18 protein-coding genes are annotated in these 20,463 nt (G+C 72.7%); 9 read left to right on the top strand and 9 right to left on the bottom strand.

The genetic code is table 11. The features are described 5' to 3' along the window. The first annotated feature begins 25 nt into the window (after nt 1-25). The 4 genes from ACFVU3_RS15350 to ACFVU3_RS15335 all read left to right on the top strand — a co-directional run bounded on the left by ACFVU3_RS15350 (nt 26) and on the right by ACFVU3_RS15335 (nt 3,899). Nucleotides 26-967 (top strand): RluA family pseudouridine synthase, encoded by a 942-nt coding sequence (locus ACFVU3_RS15350; protein ID WP_390066382.1) that lies wholly within the window; start codon nt 26-28, stop codon nt 965-967. Further along, nucleotides 964-1,431 (top strand): GNAT family N-acetyltransferase, encoded by a 468-nt coding sequence (locus ACFVU3_RS15345; protein ID WP_390066381.1) that lies wholly within the window; start codon nt 964-966, stop codon nt 1,429-1,431. Before ACFVU3_RS15350 ends, ACFVU3_RS15345 begins: the two co-directional genes overlap by 4 nt. A 246-nt stretch (nt 1,432-1,677) precedes the next feature. After that, nucleotides 1,678-3,264: a Na+/H+ antiporter gene (locus ACFVU3_RS15340; protein ID WP_390066380.1), complete on the top strand. Its 1,587-nt coding sequence runs from the start codon at nt 1,678-1,680 to the stop codon at nt 3,262-3,264. A 53-nt stretch (nt 3,265-3,317) separates the two neighbouring features. Next, nucleotides 3,318-3,899, top strand: a complete 582-nt coding sequence (locus tag ACFVU3_RS15335; protein WP_390066379.1) for a dienelactone hydrolase family protein — start codon at nt 3,318-3,320, stop codon at nt 3,897-3,899. A gap of 57 nt (nt 3,900-3,956) precedes the next feature. On the opposite strand, the gene ACFVU3_RS15330 is transcribed toward ACFVU3_RS15335, so the two are convergent. The 5 genes from ACFVU3_RS15330 to ACFVU3_RS15310 all read right to left on the bottom strand — a co-directional run bounded on the left by ACFVU3_RS15330 (nt 3,957) and on the right by ACFVU3_RS15310 (nt 10,022). Further along, nucleotides 3,957-4,958 (bottom strand): zinc metalloprotease, encoded by a 1,002-nt coding sequence (locus tag ACFVU3_RS15330; protein ID WP_390066513.1) that lies wholly within the window; start codon nt 4,956-4,958, stop codon nt 3,957-3,959. Nucleotides 4,959-5,244: 286 nt separating this feature from the next. Further along, a complete protein-coding gene (locus ACFVU3_RS15325) occupies nt 5,245-6,894 on the bottom strand; it encodes an alkaline phosphatase D family protein (RefSeq protein ID WP_390066378.1) in 1,650 nt (549 codons plus the stop codon). A 193-nt stretch (nt 6,895-7,087) separates the two neighbouring features. Beyond that, nucleotides 7,088-7,903 carry a DsbA family protein gene (locus ACFVU3_RS15320; protein WP_390066377.1) on the bottom strand — a complete coding sequence of 272 codons (816 nt, stop codon included), beginning with the start codon at nt 7,901-7,903 and terminating at the stop codon, nt 7,088-7,090. Between the two features lie 48 nt (nt 7,904-7,951). Continuing rightward, nucleotides 7,952-8,635, bottom strand: coding sequence for a hypothetical protein (locus tag ACFVU3_RS15315; RefSeq protein ID WP_390066376.1), 684 nt, complete (start codon nt 8,633-8,635; stop codon nt 7,952-7,954). A 61-nt stretch (nt 8,636-8,696) separates the two neighbouring features. Then, nucleotides 8,697-10,022, bottom strand: coding sequence for a DUF2252 domain-containing protein (locus ACFVU3_RS15310; RefSeq protein ID WP_390066375.1), 1,326 nt, complete (start codon nt 10,020-10,022; stop codon nt 8,697-8,699). A gap of 194 nt (nt 10,023-10,216) precedes the next feature. Here ACFVU3_RS15310 and dnaE point away from each other — a divergent pair, with 194 nt between their 5' ends. Beyond that, entirely contained in the window at nt 10,217-13,756 is a 3,540-nt protein-coding gene (gene dnaE, locus ACFVU3_RS15305) for a DNA polymerase III subunit alpha (RefSeq protein ID WP_390066374.1), read from the top strand. 106 nt (nt 13,757-13,862) lie between these two features. On the opposite strand, the gene ACFVU3_RS15300 is transcribed toward dnaE, so the two are convergent. After that, entirely contained in the window at nt 13,863-14,036 is a 174-nt protein-coding gene (locus ACFVU3_RS15300; RefSeq protein ID WP_383822428.1) for a hypothetical protein, read from the bottom strand. A 234-nt stretch (nt 14,037-14,270) separates the two neighbouring features. On the opposite strand from ACFVU3_RS15300, the gene ACFVU3_RS15295 reads away from it, so the two are divergent. The 4 genes from ACFVU3_RS15295 (at nt 14,271) to ACFVU3_RS15280 (ending at nt 18,117) form a co-directional block, all read left to right on the top strand. Beyond that, complete coding sequence (locus ACFVU3_RS15295) at nt 14,271-15,557, top strand: NYN domain-containing protein (RefSeq protein WP_390066373.1); 1,287 nt, start codon at nt 14,271-14,273, stop codon at nt 15,555-15,557. 20 nt (nt 15,558-15,577) lie between these two features. Next, complete coding sequence (locus tag ACFVU3_RS15290) at nt 15,578-16,552, top strand: ABC transporter ATP-binding protein (RefSeq protein ID WP_390066512.1); 975 nt, start codon at nt 15,578-15,580, stop codon at nt 16,550-16,552. 91 nt (nt 16,553-16,643) lie between these two features. After that, entirely contained in the window at nt 16,644-17,468 is an 825-nt protein-coding gene (locus ACFVU3_RS15285) for an ABC transporter permease (protein ID WP_390066372.1), read from the top strand. Between the two features lie 34 nt (nt 17,469-17,502). Further along, nucleotides 17,503-18,117 carry a DUF2567 domain-containing protein gene (locus tag ACFVU3_RS15280; protein WP_390066371.1) on the top strand — a complete coding sequence of 205 codons (615 nt, stop codon included), beginning with the start codon at nt 17,503-17,505 and terminating at the stop codon, nt 18,115-18,117. 10 nt (nt 18,118-18,127) lie between these two features. On the opposite strand, the gene ybaK is transcribed toward ACFVU3_RS15280, so the two are convergent. Genes ybaK through ACFVU3_RS15265 form a run of 3 tightly spaced genes read right to left on the bottom strand, consistent with a single transcriptional unit; the run spans nt 18,128 to nt 20,448 of the window. Beyond that, complete coding sequence (gene ybaK / locus ACFVU3_RS15275; RefSeq protein WP_390066370.1) at nt 18,128-18,625, bottom strand: Cys-tRNA(Pro) deacylase; 498 nt, start codon at nt 18,623-18,625, stop codon at nt 18,128-18,130. A gap of 27 nt (nt 18,626-18,652) precedes the next feature. Next, complete coding sequence (locus tag ACFVU3_RS15270; RefSeq protein ID WP_390066369.1) at nt 18,653-19,390, bottom strand: LON peptidase substrate-binding domain-containing protein; 738 nt, start codon at nt 19,388-19,390, stop codon at nt 18,653-18,655. 11 nt (nt 19,391-19,401) lie between these two features. After that, nucleotides 19,402-20,448 (bottom strand): hypothetical protein, encoded by a 1,047-nt coding sequence (locus ACFVU3_RS15265; protein WP_390066368.1) that lies wholly within the window; start codon nt 20,446-20,448, stop codon nt 19,402-19,404. Between the last annotated feature and the right edge of the window lie 15 nt (nt 20,449-20,463).

Raw genomic sequence — 20,463 nt, 5'->3', positions numbered from 1 at the left:
TCCCGGCACAAGGCATACTCGACGGGTGAGCACGAGTCCCGAGATCCGCACCCTGCCCGTTCCCGATGGCCTGGAGGGCGAGCGCGTCGACGCCGCCATCGCCCGTATGTTCGGGTTCTCCCGTACGAAGGCGGCCGAGCTCGCCGCGGCGGGGAAGGTCCAGGTCGACGGCTCCGTCGTCGGCAAGTCCGAGCGGGTGAGCGGCGGCGCGTGGCTGGAGGTCGAGATGCCGGGCGCGCCCGCGCCCGTGCAGATCGTCGCCGAGCCCGTGGAGGGCATGGAGATCGTCCACGACGACGACGACATCGTGGTGATCTCCAAGCCGATCGGGGTCGCGGCCCACCCGAGCCCCGGCTGGACCGGCACCACCGTGATCGGCGGCCTCGCCGCCGCCGGCTACCGGATCTCCACCTCCGGGGCGGCCGAGCGCCAGGGCATCGTGCACCGGCTCGACGTCGGCACCTCGGGCCTGATGGTGGTCGCCAAGTCGGAGTACGCGTACACCTCCCTCAAGCGCCAGTTCAAGGAGCGCACGGTCGAGAAGCGCTACCACGCGCTGGTCCAGGGCCACCCGGACCCGCTGAGCGGCACCATCGACGCGCCGATCGGCCGGCACCCGAACCACGACTACAAGTGGGCCGTGACCGCGGACGGCAAGCCGTCCGTCACCCACTACGACCTGATCGAGGCGTACCGGGCGGCCTCGCTGCTCGACATCAAGCTGGAGACCGGCCGCACCCACCAGATCCGGGTGCACATGTCGGCCCACCGCCACCCCTGCGTCGGCGACCTGACCTACGGCGCCGACCCGACCATGGCCAAGCGGCTCGGGCTGACCCGCCAGTGGCTGCACGCGGTCCGGCTGGGCTTCGAGCACCCCGGCGACGGCACGTGGGTCGAGTTCGAGTCCACCTACCCGGCCGACCTGAGCACCGCCCTGGACCGCATCGAGGCGGAGAGCCGGTGAGCGAGGCGTACGCGGTCCGCGAGGCCGCGGGCGAGGGCGACCTGGAGGCGTGCTTCGCGGTCCGCCGCGAGGTCTTCGTCGAGGAGCAGGGCGTCCCGCAGGAGATCGAGTACGACACGTACGACTCCACCGCCGTGCACGTCCTCGCCGTCCGCGCGGACGGGGTGCCGCTGGGCACCGGCCGACTGCTGCACGGATCCGACGCGGTCGGCAGGACCGGCGCGGACGCGTCCGTGGGCTCGCTCGGCCGGCTCGCGGTCGCCGAGGCGGCGCGCGGCCTCGGAGTCGGCGCGGCGCTGGTCCGGGCCATCGAGGACGCGGCCCGCGGGCGCGGTCTGACCGCCGTCGACCTGCACGCCCAGACGCACGCGCTCGGCTTCTACGAGCGGCTCGGCTACGTGGCGTACGGCGGGGAGTTCCCGGACGCGGGCATCCCGCACCGGGCCATGCGGCGCGTGCTCTGACCGCACGGGCCGTGTGGCGCCGTGCTCTGACCGCACGGGCCGTGTGGCGCGTGCTCCGACCGCACGGGCCGTGTGGCGCGTGCTCCGACCGCACGGGCCGTGTGGCGCGTGCTCCGACCGCACCGGGCCGTGCGGCGCGTGCTGCGATCGCACCCGTCGAGACGCCCGTGACGTACCACAGCGGACATCTGCCCCCACCGAGGGGGCAATCGCCACCAAAACGGACGTACGTGACAGGGTGGGGCCGTGGATCAATTGGCCCTCCTGTTCCTGCTGCTCCTCGGCGCCGTGCTCACCGTCCCCCTGGGGGACCGTCTGGGGCTGCCCGCGCCCGTGCTGATGACCCTTCTCGGGATCGTGCTGGCCGTCCTGCCGTTCGTGCCGAACGTCGACATCCCGCCCGAGTTCATCCTGCCGCTGGTGCTGCCGCCGCTGCTCTACGCCTCCGTGCAGCGCACCTCCTGGCGGCAGTTCGCGGCGAACCGGCGGCCGATCTTCCTGCTCGCGGTCGCCCTGGTCTTCGTCACCACGGCCGCCGTCGGCGCGGTCGCGGACGCGCTGGTGCCCGGCATCCCGCTGGCCGCCGCGCTCGCGCTCGGCGCCCTGGTCGCCCCGCCCGACCCGGTGGCGGCGACCGCCGTGGCCGGCTCGCTCGGGCTGCCCCGGCGCCTGGTGTCGATCCTGGAGGGCGAGGGGCTCTTCAACGACGTCACCGCGATCGTGCTCTACCACGTGGCCATCGCGGCCGTGGTGAGCGGCGAGTTCTCCTGGCCGGAGGCGCTGGGCGAGCTGGTCCTGTCGGCGGTCGTCGCGGTCGTCGTCGGCCTCGCGCTCGGCTGGGTCACCAACAAGCTGATGGGCTTCCTCGGCGACGCCACCCTCCAGACCGGCCTCACCCTCCTCGTCCCCTTCGTCTCCTACGTCCTCGCCGAGGAGCTGCACGGCTCGGGCGTGCTCGCGGTCCTCGTCACCGCGCTCTTCCTCGCCGAGTACGCGGTCGACGCCGACGACGTGATGGGGCGGCTCGCCGGGCAGACCTTCTGGGAGATCGTCGACACCCTCGTCACCGGCATCGCCTTCGGCCTCATCGGCCTGGAGCTCATCCACGTCTTCGGCGTCGCCGAGGGCCGGGCGGGCGAGATGCTCGGCTGGGGCGCGGTCGTCGTCGCCGTCGTCATCGGGGTCCGGCTGCTGTGGCTGCTGCCCGCCACCTGGCTGGCGAAGCGGCTGCACGACCGCAGGGACGTGGCCGAGGAGATCCCCATGAGCTGGCGGGAGACCGTCGTCATGTGGTGGTCCGGGATGCGCGGGGTGGCCTCGGTGGCGCTGGCGCTCGCCATCCCGCGGACGACCGAGGACGGCTCGCCCTTCCCCGGCCGGGACGAGCTGGTCTTCATCGCCTTCTGCGTGATCATGGCGACCCTCGTCGTCCAGGGGCTCACCCTGCCCTGGCTGGTGCGCAGGCTCGGGGTCGAGGCCGACGCGGACGCCGAGCGCGCCTTCGAGCGGGAGCTGGCCGTCCGGGCCGCCAAGGCCGCCAAACGGCGCCTCAAGGAGATCGAGGAGTTCGAGGAGCTGCCCGAGGAGGTCGCCGAACGGCTCCAGCGCGGGGCCTACGACATCGGGGCGCGGATCAGCCCGGACATGGTGGACGAGGAGCGGCGGGCCGCCTTCACGGAGCGGGCCGAGCGGGTGAGGAGACTCCAGTCGATCCAGCGGGAGATGATGTCCGCCGCCCGGCACGAGGTCCTCTCCGCGCGCAGCGAGCCGGGCGCGGACCCCGAGGTGGTGGACCGGGTGCTGCGGCAGCTGGACGTCCGCTCGATGCGCTGAGCCCGCCCGGAGGCTCCGGGGCGTCGCCGCCGGCGGGTGGCAGGATGGCGGGTATGGACATCATGCTCTTCCACTCGGTGCACGGGGTGCGCCCGGCCGTCGAGGCCGCCGCCGAACGGCTGCGGGCCGCCGGCCACCAGGTCTGGGTGCCGGACCTCTTCGACGGCTGGACCACCGACTCGGTCGAGGAGGGCATGGCGAAGAAGGACGGGATCGGCTCGGACGAGCTGCTGAAGCGCGCGGTGCTCGCCGCCGCCCCCTACTCGGACCGCGGGCTCGTCTACGCGGGCTTCTCCTTCGGCGCCTCGGTCGCGCAGACCCTGGCGCTCGGCGACGAGAAGGCCCGCGGGCTGCTGCTGCTCCACGGCACCTCGGACCTCGCGCCGAACGCCTCGGTGGACGAGCTGCCCGTCCAGCTGCACGTGGCGGAGCCGGACCCGTTCGAGACGGACGACTGGCTGTCCGCCTGGTACCTCCAGATGCGGAAGGCGGGCGCGGACGTGGAGGTCTACCGGTACCGGGGTGCCGGGCACGTCTACACGGACCCGGAGCTGCCGGACTGGGACGCCGAGGCGGCGGAGCGGACGTGGGCGATCGCCCTCGACTTCCTCGACGGGCTGGCCGGGGAGGAGTGACGGGGACGGCCCCCGGGGGAGCACCCCGGGGGCCGTTCACTGTGCGCGGACGGGCCGTCAGGCGCGGTACGCGGTCCAGTGGTCGTTCATCCGGGTCACCTGACCCGTGGTGAACTGGTACATGCAGGCGTCGTACGTGTAGTCCATGAAGTTGTGGATCGGGTCCACACCGGACTTGGAGGCGCAGGAGTCACGGCCGGTCGGGCACTCGTAGGCCGGGGACTTCTCGGCCGGGGTGTCGGAGACGTAGTCGCCGTTGCCGTTGCAGCCGCCCTGGAAGGTGTGGTAGAGGCCCATCCAGTGGCCGACCTCGTGGGTGGCGGTGTCGCCCTCGTCGTAGTTGGCCGCCGAGCCGCCCGGCAGGGACGAGTCGAGGACGACCACACCGTCCATGGACGGGTTGGAGTTGTACGAGGTCGGGAAGGTCGCCCAGCCGAGCAGACCGCCGCCGAGGTTGGCGGTGTAGAAGTTCAGCGCGCCCGCGTCGCCCTTGCGGAGGGTCTGCTTCATCTGCTTCTCGGCGGTGGAGCCGGAGGTCAGGTTGTACCAGGAGGCGTTGTCCGTGTAGTCGGTTCCGGCCAGCGAGAACTGGAAGCCGGTGTTGACGTTGCCGGTGCCCTGGCCGCCGTAGGCGGCGTTGAGGACGGCCATCTGGTTGTTGATCTGGGTGGCCGACAGCTTGCCCGTCGTGCCGCTGTGGACGACGTGGAAGTACACCGGGATGGTGACCACGGCGGCGGCGTCGGCCTGGGCGCTCACCCGGCCGCTCGACTTGGCGGCGGCCAGCTTCTTGCGCAGGTCGTCGTCCATGGCCTTGGCCTTGGCGGCGGTGACCTCGTTGGGCTCGTGGGCGTGGCTGTCGGCGCCACGCTCCTTGCGCGCTCCGGACAGGGCGGCCGTGTCGTCGGCGCACTCCTCGGCGGAGGCGCCGGCCAGGGTCGGGGAAGCCTGGGCGACGACCGGGGCGGAGAGGGGCGTCAGGGCCAGGGTTCCGGCCAGGACGGCGGTGCCGAGTACACGACGTGACGTACGCGGCGATATACGGACAAGAGCACGCACAGGTGACTCCTCGCGGGGGGTGGTGGTGAGGTACTTCCTCGCCACGGCGGGGAGATTACGCGTCCATGTCAGACAGCGTGGAGCGGTGATCAAGCCCAATCATTCATGGGGCAATTGGGGGCATCGGGAAGAAATTCTTGCGCCGCTTCCGGAGTTTGAGACGGTGACGTAACGAAAGCCGTGCCCATGGCGGGTGGTGTGTCCGGATTCGAGAGGCCGGATCCACCACCCGCCGTAGTCATGTGATCTTCCGTTAACACGGAGGATCATGGCTGAAAATCGACGGTCAGACGACCGGCTGGTACACCCGCTCGACACGCTGCGTACCACTGAGCGTCCGGTAGGAGCGGGTCCAGGCGGCCGTCGCGGCCGGATCGCGCTTGTCGGAGACCGCGTAGTAGTCCATCTGGGAGCGCTCGGCGGTCACGTCGAGGACGCCGTACCCGTGGTGGTCCATGTCCACCCACTTCACGTGCCGGTTGGCCGCCTTCACCGCGCCCGAGGCCACCACCGAGAGGGTGCCCGGTGCCACGTTCAGCAGGTCGTCCAGGTTGTCCGAGGTCACCGAGGTGACCACGAACTCGGTGGCCACCGAGGCGGAGAGCGGGTACGTGGCCGCCTTGGACGGCACGTCGTTGGCCCACGCCATGTGGATGTCGCCGGTCAGGAAGACGGTGTTCCTGATCGCCCGGGAGCTCAGGTGCGCCAGCAGCTCCTTGCGGTCGTCGGTGTAGCCGTCCCACTGGTCGACGTTGACCGCGATCCCCTCGGTGGGCAGCCCGAGCAGCTCGGCGAGGGGTTCGAGCAGGTACGCCGGCAGCGAGCCGAAGGCGACCGGCGAGATCATCACCGAGGTGCCGACCAGCTGCCAGGAGGCGTCCGAACCGGCCAGGCCGGACTTCAGCCAGTCGAGCTGCGCCCGGCCGGTGAGCGTGCGGTCCGGGTCGTCGACCGTGCCGGAGCCGGTCTTCGCCTGGGCGGAGCGGAACGAGCGCAGGTCCAGCAGGTGCAGATCGGCCAGCCTGCCGAAGCGGATCCGCCGGAAGACCGTGCCCTCGGTGGAGGTGCGGACCGGCATCCACTCGAAGTAGGCCCGCTTCGCGGCGGCCACCCGGGCGGCCCAGTCGCCCTCGGCGCCGGGGGTGTGGTTCTCGGCCCCGCCGGTCCAGGCGTCGTTGGCGAACTCGTGGTCGTCCCAGATCGCCACCACGGGGTGGGCCGCGTGCAGCGCCTGGAGGTCCGGGTCCGTCTTGTACCGGCCGTGCCGGGTGCGGTAATCGGCCAGCGACACGATCTCGTGGCGCGGCTCGTGCGTGCGGACGGTGTCCTTCGCCTCCGGGTACACGCCGCTCGCGTACTCGTAGATGTAGTCGCCCAGGTGCAGGATCGCGTCCAGGTCGGCGCGGCCGGCGAGGTGGCGGTACGCGGAGAAGTGGCCGGCCTCGTAGTTGGCGCAGGACACCACGCCGAAGCGGACGCCCGGCGTGGCGGCGTCGGCGGCCGGGGCGGTGCGCGTCCGGCCGGTGGCCGAGACGGTGGTGCCGGCGGTGAAGCGGAAGAAGTAGACGGTGGCCGGGCGCAGACCGCGGACGTCGGCCTTGACCGTGTGGTCGGCGGCGGCGCCGGTGGTGGCCGACCCCGAGGCGGCGATCCGGGTGAAGGCGCGGTCCTCGGACACCTCCCAGTCGACGCGGACGTCCGCGCCGAGCCCGGAGCCGGGGACGGCCTCGGGGGAGGGGGTGACGCGCGTCCACAGCAGGACGCCGTCGGGCAGCGGGTCGCCGGAGGCGATGCCGTGCAGGAAGGCGGGCGCCGGGGCGTCCGCGAGGGCCGGCGCGGCCGCGCCGAGCAGCGCGGGGGTGGCGACGGCGGTGACGGCGGCGGCCTTGACGACCGTGCGCCGCGTGGGGGCAGGGGTTATGGAGTGACTGGTCACGGCCAGTCAGATTACTGACGGGTACGAAAGGTTGACAGGCAGAAGCGAAAAGTTCTCCCGGGATTCGCCCGCCGATCACGACGTTTTCCGGAAGGCCGTCATCCGGTTGCCCCGTCCGTCCCCCCGGCCGCCGTCATCCGGTTGTCCCGTCCGTCCCCCCGGCCGCCGCCGGCCGGGGGAACGAGGACGGTGGTCAGCCCCCGAGGACCGGGGTCAGCGCGGCGTTGAACTCCTCGGCCGTCAGCGGCGGGTTCTGCGAGCCCTCGGCGGTCAGGGTCTTGCCGTCCATCTTCAGCGTCGGCGTGCCCGACACCCCGCTCTCGTCGAAGGTCTTCGACATCTTCATCGCCCAGGCGTCGAAGGTGCCGTCCTCCACGTGCTTCTTGAAGGCGGCGTTGCCCTTCAGCGCCGGGACCGTGTCCGCGACCTCCAGCAGGTACGCGTCCTTGGCGAACTTGTCCTCGCTCTCCTCCGGGTGCCACTGCGCGGAGTAGAGGGCGGCCTTGTACTTCAGGAACGCCTCCGGGCTGACGTCGAGCGCCGCGCCCAGCGCCGACAGGGCGTTCTTCGAGCCCTCGCCCTGGTCCATGTCGTCGATGAAGGTCGCGCCGACGTACTTGACCTTGTACTTGCCGGCCTCGACGTCCTTCTCGACGGTGGACCCGACCGACTGCTCGAAGGTCGCGCAGACCGGGCAGCGCGAGTCCTCGTACAGCTCCAGGGTCTTCTTCGCCGACTCCTTGCCGACGACGACGGTCGTGCCGTTCTCGCCCTCGGTGTTCTTCGGGGCCGTGATCGTCTTCGCGTCGGCCGCGGTCTCCCACGCGGTGGGCTGGTTGGCCTGGACGACCGCGTAGCCGATGCCGCCGGCGGCGGCGAGCACGGCCACCGCCGAGACGCCGACGATCAGCTGCCGGCGGGCGCGCTCCTTCTTCGCCTGCGCCTCGCGCTCCGCGCGCAGACGGTCGCGGGCGGCAGCCTTGTTGGCCTGGTTGTTGCGTGCACTCATGATCGTGAATCTCCGTGAAGAAAAAAGGGGGGACCTGGGACCGTGCGCTCAGACGAGAGCGAGCGGTCCCCGCGGCGGTCCCCGCCGCCCCACGGAGTGCACGAGCAGCCGCGTACGCGACGGGCGCGGGCGGGGCGCCGGACGCGCCGGGCCCGCCGCCACCGGGCGGTCCGCGCCCGCGAGGGCCGCCACCAGCTCCAGCGGCCGGAAGGCCGAGGCCGCCACCGCGCCGAGCAGCCGCACCAGCGCCCGCTCCCCGCCGCGCAGCCAGCAGGCGGCCGAGAGGCCGACCAGCACATGGGCGCCGAGCAGCAGCCACGGCAGCGCCGGATCGGGGGAGGAGAGCACGGCCGAGGCGCCGCCCTCGGGCGCCACGACCCCGGGCAGCGGCGCGCCGACGGCCCCGCCGCACAACACCTCCACCCCGAAGGAGCGCAGCGCCCCGGCGACGGGCCCTCCGGCGGGGCCGTAACAGACCGTCTGGCCGGAGGTGAAGAGCGTGTCGGCGGCCAGCTCCAGCGGGACGAGGAGCCCCGCGATCGGGCCGAAGCCGCGCTCCCGGCCGGCCAGCGCGTACGCCACGGCGAAGACACCGGCGGCGACCGGCACGACCGTGCCCAGCGGCAGCGGCACCTGCGAGAGCAGCACATGGGAAGCCACGGACAGCGTCACGACCAGTGCCGTGAAGACCGCCGCCCGCAGCGCCCTCAGCCGCGTCCCTGCCATGTCCATCGTCGGACGAGTCTGCCACGACGGGTCATAAGGGGCCCCTAAGGAGGAGCTGTGGATCCGGTTACAGCCCCGGGATCCGGCCGTTCCGGAAGAGGTCCACGAAGATCTGGTGGTCGGCCCGCGCGCGTGCCCCGTACGCGTGGGCGAAGTCCACCAGGAGCGTGGTGAAGCCCTCCTCGTCGGCCGCGATCGCCGCGTCGATGGCCCGCTCCGTGGAGAACGGCACCAGCGAGAGGCCGCTGGACTCGTCCGCCGCCGCGTGCATGGTCGCGGTCGCCCGGCCCAGGTCGGCCACGGTCGCCGCGATGTCCCGCGGGTCGTCGATGTCCGACCAGTCCAGGTCCACCGCGTACGGCGACACCTCGGCGACCAGCTGCCCGGCGCCGTCCAGCTCCGTCCACCCCAGCCACGGGTCGGCGTGCGCCTGGAGCGCCCGCTGCGAGATCACCGTGCGGTGCCCCTCGTGCCGGAACCAGCCCCGCACCGCCGGGTCCGTGACGTGCCGCGAGACCGCGGGGGTCTGCGCCTGCTTGAGGTAGATCACGACATCGTTCTCCAGGGCGTCGCTGTGCCCCTCCAGGAGGACGTTGTACGAGGGGAGGCCGGCCGAGCCGATGCCGATCCCGCGCCGCCCGACCACGTCCTTCACCCGGTACGAGTCCGGGCGGACCAGGCTCGACTCCGGCAGGGTCTCCAGATAGCCGTCGAAGGCCGTCAGCACCTTGAAGCGGGTCGCCGCGTCCAGCTCGATCGATCCGCCGCCCGGGGTGAAGCGGCGCTCGTACTCCCGGATCTCGGTCATCGAGTCGAGCAGCCCGAAGCGGGTCATCGCCCGGGCCTCGCGCAGCGCCCCCAGCAGCGCGCCGTCGGCGGTCTCCAGGGTGAAGCCGGGCGCCTCTTCCCCCTTGGCGCCGGTGGCCAGGGCGTGGATCCGCTCGCGGTAGGCCGCCGCGTAGACCCGGACCAGGTGGGTGATCTGCTCGTCGGCGAGGGCCTTGGTGTAGCCGATCAGGGCGAGCGAGGCGGCGAGCCGCTTGAGGTCCCAGGTGAAGGGGCCCACGTACGCCTCGTCGAAGTCGTTGACGTTGAAGATCAGGCGTCCGTTGGCGTCCATGTAGGTGCCGAAGTTCTCCGCGTGGAGATCGCCGTGGATCCACACCCGGCCGGTCCGCTCGTCCAGGAACGGGCCCCCGTGGGCCTCCCGCTCCAGGTCCTTGTAGAAGAGGCAGGCGGTGCCCCGGTAGAAGGCGAACGCGGAAGCGGCCATCTTCCGGAACTTGACCCGGAAGGCCGCCGGGTCGGCGGCGAGCAGCTCGCCGAAGGCGGTGTCGAAGACGGTGAGGATCTGCTCACCGCGCTCGGCGGCGGTGTGCTGGGGGACCGACATCGAGCGTGCCTCCTGGTGGCGGGACTGGTCATGACAAAAGGGGCAGGTGTTCCACCTCACCCAACGCGCGACCCTAGCCGTCAGTGCCCCCCTCGTGTCACTCGTCCGACGTAGACTTCGAGGCTGTCCCCCCGGAGAGCGGGGGCCTGGGGGTCGCTCCCCAGAAGATCGCAGCATCGCCGGAGGCACCCCCCGTGACCAAGCCGCCCTTCACGCACCTCCACGTCCACACCCAGTACTCCCTGCTGGACGGTGCCGCGCGGCTGAAGGACATGTTCAACGCGTGCAACGAGATGGGCATGACCCATATCGCCATGTCCGACCACGGCAACCTGCACGGCGCGTACGACTTCTTCCACACCGCCAAGAAGTCCGGTGTCACGCCGATCATCGGCATCGAGGCGTACGTCGCCCCCGAGTCCCGGCGCAACAAGCGCAAGATCCAGTGGGGCCAGCCGCACCAGAAGCGGGACGACGTCTCCGGCTCCGGCGGTTACACCCACAAGACGATCTGGGCGGCGAACTCCACCGGACTGCACAACCTCTTCAAGCTCTCCTCCGACGCCTACGCCGAGGGCTGGCTCCAGAAGTGGCCCCGGATGGACAAGGAGACCATCGCGCAGTGGTCGGAGGGCCTGATCGCCTCCACCGGCTGCCCCTCCGGCGAGCTCCAGACCCGGCTGCGCCTCGGCCAGTTCGACGAGGCCCTGAAGTCGGCCTCCGAGTACCAGGACATCTTCGGCAAGGACCGCTACTTCCTGGAGCTGATGGACCACGGCATCGAGATCGAGCGCCGGGTCCGCGACGGCCTGCTGGAGATCGGCAAGAAGCTCGGCATCCCGCCGCTGGTCACCAACGACTCGCACTACACCTACGCGCACGAGGCCACCGCCCACGACGCCCTGCTCTGCATCCAGACCGGCAAGAACCTCTCGGACCCGGACCGCTTCAAGTTCGACGGCACCGGCTACTACCTGAAGTCCACGGACGAGATGTACGCCGTCGACTCCTCGGACGCCTGGCAGGAGGGCTGCGCCAACACGCTCCTGGTCGCCGAGCAGATCGACACCACCGGCATGTTCGAGGCCAAGAACCTCATGCCGAAGTTCGACATCCCCGAGGGCTACACCGAGGTCACCTGGTTCCGCGCGGAGACCATGAAGGGGATGGAGCGCCGCTTCCCCGGCGGCATCCCCGAGGACCGCATGAAGCAGGTCGAGTACGAGATGGACACCATCATCTCGATGGGCTTCCCCGGCTACTTCCTCGTCGTCGCCGACTTCATCATGTGGGCCAAGAGCCAGGGCATCGCCGTGGGCCCCGGCCGAGGCTCCGCGGCCGGCTCGATCGTCGCGTACGCCATGGGCATCACCGACCTCGACCCCATCCCGCACGGCCTGATCTTCGAGCGCTTCCTCAACCCCGAGCGCATCTCCATGCCCGATGTCGACATCGACTTCGACGAGCGCCGGCGCGTCGAGGTGATCCGTTACGTCACCGAGAAGTACGGCGCCGACAAGGTCGCCATGATCGGCACCTACGGCAAGATCAAGGCCAAGAACGCGATCAAGGACTCCGCGCGCGTCCTCGGCTACCCGTACGCCATGGGCGACCGGCTCACCAAGGCCATGCCCGCCGACGTCCTCGGCAAGGGCATCGACCTCGACGGCATCACCAACCCGACCCACCCGCGCTACAGCGAGGCGGGCGAGATCCGGGCGATGTACGAGAACGAGCCGGACGTGAAGAAGGTCATCGACACCGCCAAGGGCGTCGAGGGCCTGGTCCGCCAGATGGGCGTGCACGCCGCCGGCGTGATCATGTCCAGCGAGCCCATCGTCGACCACGCCCCGATCTGGGTGCGGCACACCGACGGCGTCACCATCACGCAGTGGGACTACCCGCAGTGCGAGTCGCTCGGCCTGCTGAAGATGGACTTCCTCGGCCTGCGCAACCTCACGATCATGGACGACGCCGTCAAGATGGTGAAGGCCAACAAGGGGATCGAGCTCGACCTCCTGGCCCTGCCGCTCGACGACCCGAAGACCTTCGAACTGCTCCAGCGCGGCGACACCCTCGGCGTCTTCCAGTTCGACGGCGGCCCCATGCGCTCCCTGCTGCGCCTGATGAAGCCCGACAACTTCGAAGACATCTCCGCCGTGTCCGCGCTCTACCGCCCGGGCCCGATGGGCATGAACTCGCACACGAACTACGCCCTGCGCAAGAACGGCCAGCAGGAGATCACGCCGATCCACAAGGAGCTGGAGGAGCCCCTCCAGGAGGTCCTGGCGGTCACCTACGGCCTGATCGTCTACCAGGAGCAGGTGCAGAAGGCCGCGCAGATCATCGCCGGCTACTCGCTCGGCGAGGCCGACATCCTCCGCCGCGTGATGGGCAAGAAGAAGCCCGACGAGCTGGCCAAGAACTTCACGATCTTCCAGGCCGGCGCCCAGAAGAACGGCTACAGCGACGAGGCCATCCAGGCCCTCTGGGACGTCCTGGTCCCCTTCGCCGGCTACGCCTTCAACAAGGCGCACTCCGCCGCGTACGGCCTGGTCTCCTACTGGACCGCCTACCTCAAGGCGAACTACCCCGCCGAGTACATGGCGGGCCTGCTGACCTCGGTCAAGGACGACAAGGACAAGTCCGCGGTCTACCTCAACGAGTGCCGCCGCATGGGCATCAAGGTGCTCCCGCCGAACGTGAACGAGTCGGAGTCGAACTTCGCCGCCCAGGGCGACGACGTCATCCTCTTCGGCCTCACCGCCGTCCGGAACGTCGGCGCCAACGTCGTCGAGTCGATCATCAAGAGCCGCAAGGCGAAGGGCAAGTACGCGTCCTTCCCGGACTTCCTCGACAAGGTCGAGGCCGTCGTCTGCAACAAGCGCACCATCGAGTCGCTGATCAAGGCCGGCGCCTTCGACACCATGGGCCACACCCGCAAGGGCCTCGTCGCCCAGCACGAGCCCATGATCGACAACGTGGTGGCGGTCAAGCGCAAGGAGGCCGAGGGACAGTTCGACCTGTTCGGCGGCATGGGCGAGGAGGACAGCAGCGAGCCCGGCTTCGGCCTCGACGTCACCTTCACCGAGGACGAGTGGGACAAGACCTACCTGCTCGCGCAGGAGCGCGAGATGCTCGGTCTGTACGTCTCCGACCACCCGCTCTTCGGCCTGGAGCACGTCCTCTCCGACAAGACCGACGCCGGCATCTCCCAGCTCACCGGCGGCGAGCACTCCGACGGCGCGGTCGTCACCATCGGCGGCATCATCTCCGGTCTCCAGCGGAAGATGACCAAGCAGGGCAACGCCTGGGCGATCGCCACCGTCGAGGACCTCGCCGGCTCCATCGAGTGCATGTTCTTCCCGGCCACCTACCAGCTGGTCTCCACCCAGCTCGTCGAGGACGCCGTCGTCTTCGTCAAGGGCCGGCTCGACAAGCGCGAGGACGTCCCCCGGCTGGTCGCCATGGAGCTGATGGTCCCCGACCTCTCCAACGCCGGGACCAACGCCCCGGTGATCCTCACCATCCCGGCCCTCAAGGTCACCCCGCCGATGGTGAGCCGTCTGGACGAGATCCTCCGCCACCACAAGGGCAACACCGAGGTGCGGATCAAGCTCCAGGGCCCCCGCTCCACCACCGTGCTCCGCCTCGACCGGCACCGGGTGACGGCCGACCCCGCTCTCTTCGGCGACCTGAAGGTGCTGCTCGGCCCCTCCTGCCTGGCCGGATAGTCCGCGAGCCCGGCAGGATCCGGAAGCGACGGCCCAGGCCGGCCGCGCACACGCGCAAGGGGCGCGCCCGTCGTCACGGGCGCGCCCCTTTGCCGTCTTCCGGGCGTCAGTTGTGGCCGAAGCGCTTCTGACGGCCCTTCCGTGCCATGTCACCGGGGGTGACCTGGGACGCACGGCTCTCGGCCTGGGACTCCATCGACGACTGCTGCGCCTGCTGGGCACCGCGCTCGGCCGGCGACGACTGCTGCTTCTGACGGTTCTGGTTGCGGTTCTTGGCCATGGGGATGATGCCTCCTCGAAGGGATCTAGGGGCCAGGGCCGCTGTCAGACTCACACACGGGAGAAACCGCCGCATGTTGGATCATTACGGTGCGTGAGGGCGCTCCGCGCGGAGGCGGGTCCCGGCTCCGCCACGCCGATGATCCAGTTCCGGCCGTCAACCCCCGGGGCGTCGGGCAGACTCGACGGAACCCGGAACACCTGAGATCCCGATCCGGCCGAGATCCGAAAGAGGGTGGAGCACGTGGACCGATGCGTCGTCCTGGTGGACGCCGGCTATCTGCTGGGGGCCGCCGCCAGCCTGCTCGCCGGAGAACCGGCCCGTTCCCGCATCAGCGTGGACCACGCCGGACTCGTCCAGCAGCTGAGGGAACGGGCCGAGGCCGAGACCGGCCTCCCGCTGCTGCGGATCTACTGGTTCGACGGCGCCCCCGACCGGGTGCCCCAGCCCGAGCACCGCCGGCTCCGCGTGATGCCCCGGGTCACCGTCCGGCTGGGCGCCCTGACCCGCAGCGACGGCCGCTGGGCCCAGAAGGGCGTCGACGCGGCCATGCACACCGAGCTCACCGAGCTGGCCCGCAACCGCGCCTGCACCGACATCGTCCTCGTCACCGGCGACGGCGACCTGCTCCCCGGCCTGATGTCCGCCAAGGAGCACGGCGTCGCCGTCCACCTCTGGGCCGTCCAGGCCGCCGACGGCGACTACAACCAGTCCGAGGACCTGGTCGCCGAGGCCGACGAGCGCCGGGTCCTCGACCGGACCTGGATCACCCGGGCCGTCCGCGCCAAGGACCTCACCGGCGTCTGCGCCCCGCCGCCCGTGCCCCGCCCCGAGATCGCCGCCATCCTCTCCGCGCCGCTGCCGGAGGCCGCCCTCGCCTCCGCCGAACGGGCCGCGGAGGCCGCCGCGGCCGCCGTGCGCGACGGCCGGCCGGGCCCCGACGGTGCTCCCGCGCCCTCCGCCGACGGCCACGCGCCCGCCGTCCCGGCCCCCGGCGCCGGCCGGGCCGTCCCCACCCCCAAGGACCTCGCCGGGCTCCGCCCCACCGCCGCCCCGCACCCCGCGGCGCCCCAGCCGGCCAGCGCCCTGCGCTGGTCCTCCGACCGGGGCTGGGTCGAGCGGCCCGCGACGGCCCTCGGCGAGCCGCCCGAGACCGCCTCGCTGCCCACCCTCGCCCAGCTCACCAGCGCCGAGCAGCGCTGGGCGGACCGCGAGGAGGACATCACCACCGTCGGCGGCGACCCCTTCGAGGTCGGACAGGTGTTCGCCCGGCGGTGGCTGGAGCGGCTCCCCGAACAGAGCCACGTCCAGCGGCTCTCCGTCCTCTACCCCCGCATCCCGCACCGCATCGACGGCGAACTCCTCCGCTACGCCGCCCGGTTCGGCCTCCTCGCCCACAAGGACGACCAGATCGACGAGCACGACCGCTACGCCATCCGGGCCGGATTCTGGCGCGAGATCGACGTCCGCGCCGCCGCCGAACACGCCCCCGCGCCCGGACCGGGGCCGGCGACCCCGTAGGCTCTTCCCCCGTGAGTACGGTGTGCGTGGTGCGGGACCTGGTCAAGACGTACCCCGCCACGCGCGGCGGGCGCGGAGCGCCGGCGACCCCCGAGGTGCGGGCCACCGACGGGATCAGCCTCGACGTGCGCGGCGGCGAGATCTTCGGCCTGCTCGGCCCCAACGGGGCCGGCAAGTCCACCCTGGTCCGCCAGCTGACCGGGCTGATGCGCCCCGACTCCGGCTCCGTCACGCTCCTCGGCCACGACCTCGTCCGCCACCCAGAGCGCGCCGCCCGCCTCCTCGCCTACCTCGGCCAGGAGTCCACCGCCCTCGACGAGCTGACCGTCGCCCTCGCCGCCGAGACCACCGGCCGGCTGCGCGGCCTCGCGGCCTCCGAGGCCCGCGCCGAGCGGGACGCCGTCCTCGACGAGCTGGGCCTCGCCGAGCTGGCCGGCCGCCCCCTCAAGAAGCTCTCCGGCGGCCAGCGCCGGCTCGCCTGCTTCGCCACCGCCCTCGTCGGCCACCGGCCCGTGCTCGTCCTCGACGAGCCCACCACCGGCATGGACCCGGTCGCCCGCCGCGCCGTCTGGGCCGCCGTCGACCGCCGCCGCGCCGAGCACGGCACCACCGTCCTCCTCGTCACCCACAACGTCATCGAGGCCGAGACCGTCCTCGACCGGGTCGCCGTCCTCGACCGCGGCCGGGTCATCGCCTGCGACACCCCCGCCGGGCTGAAGGACCGCGTCGCCGGCGAGGTCCGCGTCGAGCTGCTGTGGCGCGAGTCCGCCCCGCTCGCCCTCCCCGAGGTCGCCGCGCTCCGCGGACTCGCCCAGGAGACCGGCCGCCGCTGGGTCCTCCGCCTCGCCCCCGACGCGGCGCGCGCCGCCGTCGCCGCCGTCACCGGCGGCGCCGCCTTCGCCGCCCTCGACGACTTCACCCTCGCCACGCCCAGCCTGGAGGACGTCTACCTCGCCCTCGGCGGAGCCGCCCGCGAGGGGCTGGTGAAGGCGTGAACCCCTCCCGCACCCCCGGAACCGACCCCGGGCGCCCCGCCACCGGCGTGACCCCCCACGTACCGCACGTCACCCCCAGGAGCTGTCCGCGTTGAGCACCCTGCCCGCCGAGGCCCTGCCGGCCGGCGTGCCGGCCGCACCGGCCCGTGACGCCGGGGAGGCCGCGCCGCTCGCCCCGCCCGCCCGGCTGCTGCCCTCCCTCGCCGCCGTCTACAAGGCGCAGCTCAGCCGGGCCCGGGTCGCCCGCATCCCGCTGCTCTTCGTCGCCACCTTCCAGTCCATCGGGATCATGATCCTGATGCGCGGGGTCGTCGACGGCGGCTCCGAGGCCCGCGCCGTCGTGGCGGGCTCCACCGTCCTCGTCGTCGCCTTCGTCGCCCTCAACCTGCTCGCCCAGTACTTCGGCCAGCTCCGGGCCGGCGGCGGCCTCGACCACTACGCCACCCTGCCCGTGCCGCCCGCCGCCGTGGTGCTCGGCGCCGCCGGCGCCTACGCCTCCTTCACCGTCCCCGGCACGCTCGTCACCGCCGTCACCGGCGCCGTCCTCTTCGGCCTGCCGCTCGGACACCTGTGGCTGCTCGCCGCCGTCGTCCCGCTCTCCGGCGCCGCCCTCTCCGGGCTCGGCGCCGCCCTCGGACTCCTCGCCCCCCGCCAGGAACTGGCCACCCTCCTCGGCCAGCTCGGCATGTCCGCCGCGCTGCTCCTCGGCGTGCTGCCGGCCGAGCGGATGCCGGCGCCGATCGGCTGGGCGCGCGACCTGCTGCCCTCCACGTACGGCGTCGAGGCCCTGGGCCGCGCCTTCGACCGGCACCCCGACTGGGCGGCCGTCGCCCTCGACCTGGCCGTCTGCGGAGCCGTCGGCGTCCTCTCGCTGGCCGTCGCGACCTGGGCCTACCGCAGGGCCGCGGTCCGCTGAGGCGGGCCACAGGCACACCTGGCACGATGGCGGGGTGACCGCACCCCTGACGCCTCCCCAGCAGCCGCCGAACGATCCCGCATGGCCCCCGCCGCCCCCGTCCCACCAGGGCCCGGCCGGTGACCCGATCACCGGGGCCGAGGTCGTCCAGGGCCTCGTGGTGACGGCCGCCTCCGCGATCGCCGGTGCGGTGCTCGGGGTGCTCTGGGTGTGGCTCGCGCCCTCGGTCCAGCTGATCTCCGACGGCAAGGGCGTCTATCTGCGGGACTCCGAGGGGGAGGCCGCGATCGGCGCCGACGGCACCTTCGTCCTCCTCGCCCTCGCCTTCGGCGCGGTCGCCGGACTCGTCGTCTTCCTCGCCCGGCGCAAGGGCGGCGTCCCGCTCGTCCTGGGGCTCGCCGCCGGCGGCGTCCTCGGCTCGCTGCTCGCCTGGTGGCTGGGGACGAAGCTGGGCCCGACCGCCGACGTGATCGCCCACGCCAAGGCCGTCGGCCCCGAGGTCGTCTTCGACGCCCCGCTGAAGCTCCAGATGGGCGCCGCGGCGATGCTGGCGTGGCCGCTCGCCGCGATGGTCGTCCACCTGCTCCTGACCGGCGTCCTCGGCCCCCGCGACCCGGAGCCGGGCCCCTGGGACACCTCCAAGCGCTGAGCGCCTCCGGTCAGCCGCGGCCGATCGGGGCCAGCACCGCCGAGGTGAGCGCGGCCAGGTCGGCGGGGGAGAGCTCGACCTCCAGACCCCGCCGGCCGGCCGAGACGCAGATCGTCCCGTGCTCCGACGCCGAGGAGTCGAGCACGGTGCGCAGCCGCTTGCGCTGGCCCAGCGGGGAGATCCCGCCCCGGACGTAGCCGGTCGTCCGCTCGGCCGCCGCCGGGTCCGCCATCGCGGCCCGCTTGCCGCCGACGGCCGACGCCAGCGCCTTCAGGTCCAGATGCCCGGCGACCGGCACCACCGCCACCGTCAGCTCCCCGTCGACGTCCGCCACCAGCGTCTTGAAGACCCGGTCGGGGGTGACGCCGAGCGCCTCCGCCGCCTCCTCGCCGTACGACGGGGTGGCCGGGTCGTGCTCGTACGCGTGCAGGGTGTACGCCGTGCCGGCCGCGGCCAGCGCCACCGTCGCCGGGGTGCCGCCGCCGTTCTTCTGCTTCTTCTTCGCCACCGGGACGTCCTCGGTTCCCTCGGTCGGTCAGTTCGGGTACGTGGGCGCCTGGGTCAGCTCCACCGCCGGCAGCGACGGAAGGTGCCGCAGCACCGCCGTCTCCGCGCGCAGCAGCGCCAGTTCCTCGCGCAGCCGGAGCGTCGTGTCCGGCGCCTCCAGGAGCCGCTGCTTCGTCGGCACGTCCACCATGGCCGCCGCGGCGACCAGGTACGAGACCACCGACGGGTCGTCGGGCAGCTCCGAGGTCGTCAGCGACCGCTCCCGCGCCCCCGCGAGCCGCTTCTGGTAGGCGCGGAAGGCCCGCAGCACGCCCTCGGCCAGCGCCTCCGCCTCCTCGCCGGGTTCCTCGGGGAGCTCCTCGGTCTCGGCGGTGAGGAAGGGGCCGCTCGCGTCCACCGCGCGCAGCCGCACCCGGGTGGTCCCGGTGACCATCACCTCGTACGAGCCGTCCGCCCGCTGACGGATGCTCGCCGCGTCCGCGACGCAGCCCACCGGGTGGAAGCTCCTGAGCGGATCCGGTCCGAAGCCCGCGGCCGGGCCCTTCTCCGGCAGCGCCGTCGGGTCCGGCATCCCGGGCGCGGTCGGCGCGACCTCGTACCCGTCCCGGATCGCGACCACGGCGAACCGCCGCGGCTCGGAGGCGTCGATGTCGAGCAGCGCGCGCATCATGGCGCGATACCGCTCCTCGAAGACGTTGAGCGGCAGCACGAGGCCCGGGAACAGCACCGCGTTGAGCGGGAAGAGGGGCAGGCGAGCGGTGGTCACAGCGGCCAAGCCTAATGGCCGCGCGCACCGCTCCGTCCGGGGATCCCGCGAGCCCGCTCCCACAGCGGGGTCCGCCGCGCCACCTCGGCCCGTGCCCGGTCCCTGGTGGCCAGGAAGCGACGCAGCGGATCATGGCCGCCGACGGCCCACGGGAAGGAGGTCGCGTACGGTCCCGTCCGGCCGAACTCGGCCAGCGCGTCCTCCCACCGCCCCCGCTCCACCAGGACGTACGCCAGCAGGTTCCGCACCTCGGCCGGCCAGGGGTCGCCCGCCGCGAACGAGGCCGACAGCGCCCGGCCCCGGTCCGCGGCCCGGTCGATCCGCGACCCGTCCGCGGCCGGCCCCGGCGCGGGTGCCCGCCCGGCTCCCGGCAGCGGACGCAGCCCCTCGTAGGCGGCGCGCACCGGCAGCGCCCGCACCAGCGAGCCCGGTGCCGCGTCGTCGGCCGCCTGCTCCGCGAAGTCGAAGGCCGCCCGGTGCGAGCCGTACCACTGCGCCGACAGGTACTTCAGCGCGGCGACGTGGCAGCCGTAGTGGTGCGGGGAGCGGAGCAGGGCCTGCTCCCACAGCCGCTCGAAGACCGCGTGCCCGGCGTGCGCCCCGCGCGCGTGGTCCAGCGCGAGCCGCCACGGCACCGGGTCGCGCCCGGCCTCCTCGGTGAGCGGCCGCAGCAGCGGGTCCAGCTCGCGCAGCCGCTCGGCGCGGGCCGGCGACTCCCAGGCCCGGCGCACCGCGAGCTGCGCCGACACCAGCAGGGCGTCGGGGTCCCGCGGCGCGGCCTCCTCCCACCGGTCCAGCCACTCGCCGCGGCTGTACGCGAAGGTGGCGAGCCGCCCCACGTAACGGTCCCGGTCCTCCCAGTCGCCGGCGTCCCGGGTGGTCGCGAGCAGCTTCGCCGCGGGCTCCGGATCGCCGAGCGCGGCCGCCACCAGAGCGGGGGCGAGCCGCCCGTCCGGGGCGTCCAGCAACACGTCGTCGTCCGGCGTCAGCCCGGCGGCGAGACGCGGGGCGTGCCGGGCCGAACGGACGGTGCCGACCAGGGCGCGGAGGAAGGACATGGCAGGACGTATCTT

This window comes from Streptomyces sp. NPDC058052, from assembly GCF_042885515.1.
In the GTDB taxonomy this organism is placed as follows: Bacteria; Actinomycetota; Actinomycetes; order Streptomycetales; family Streptomycetaceae; genus Streptomyces.
The sequence above is the reverse complement of the archived record's forward strand: the minus strand, read 5'-3'. Positions and strand labels throughout refer to the sequence as shown.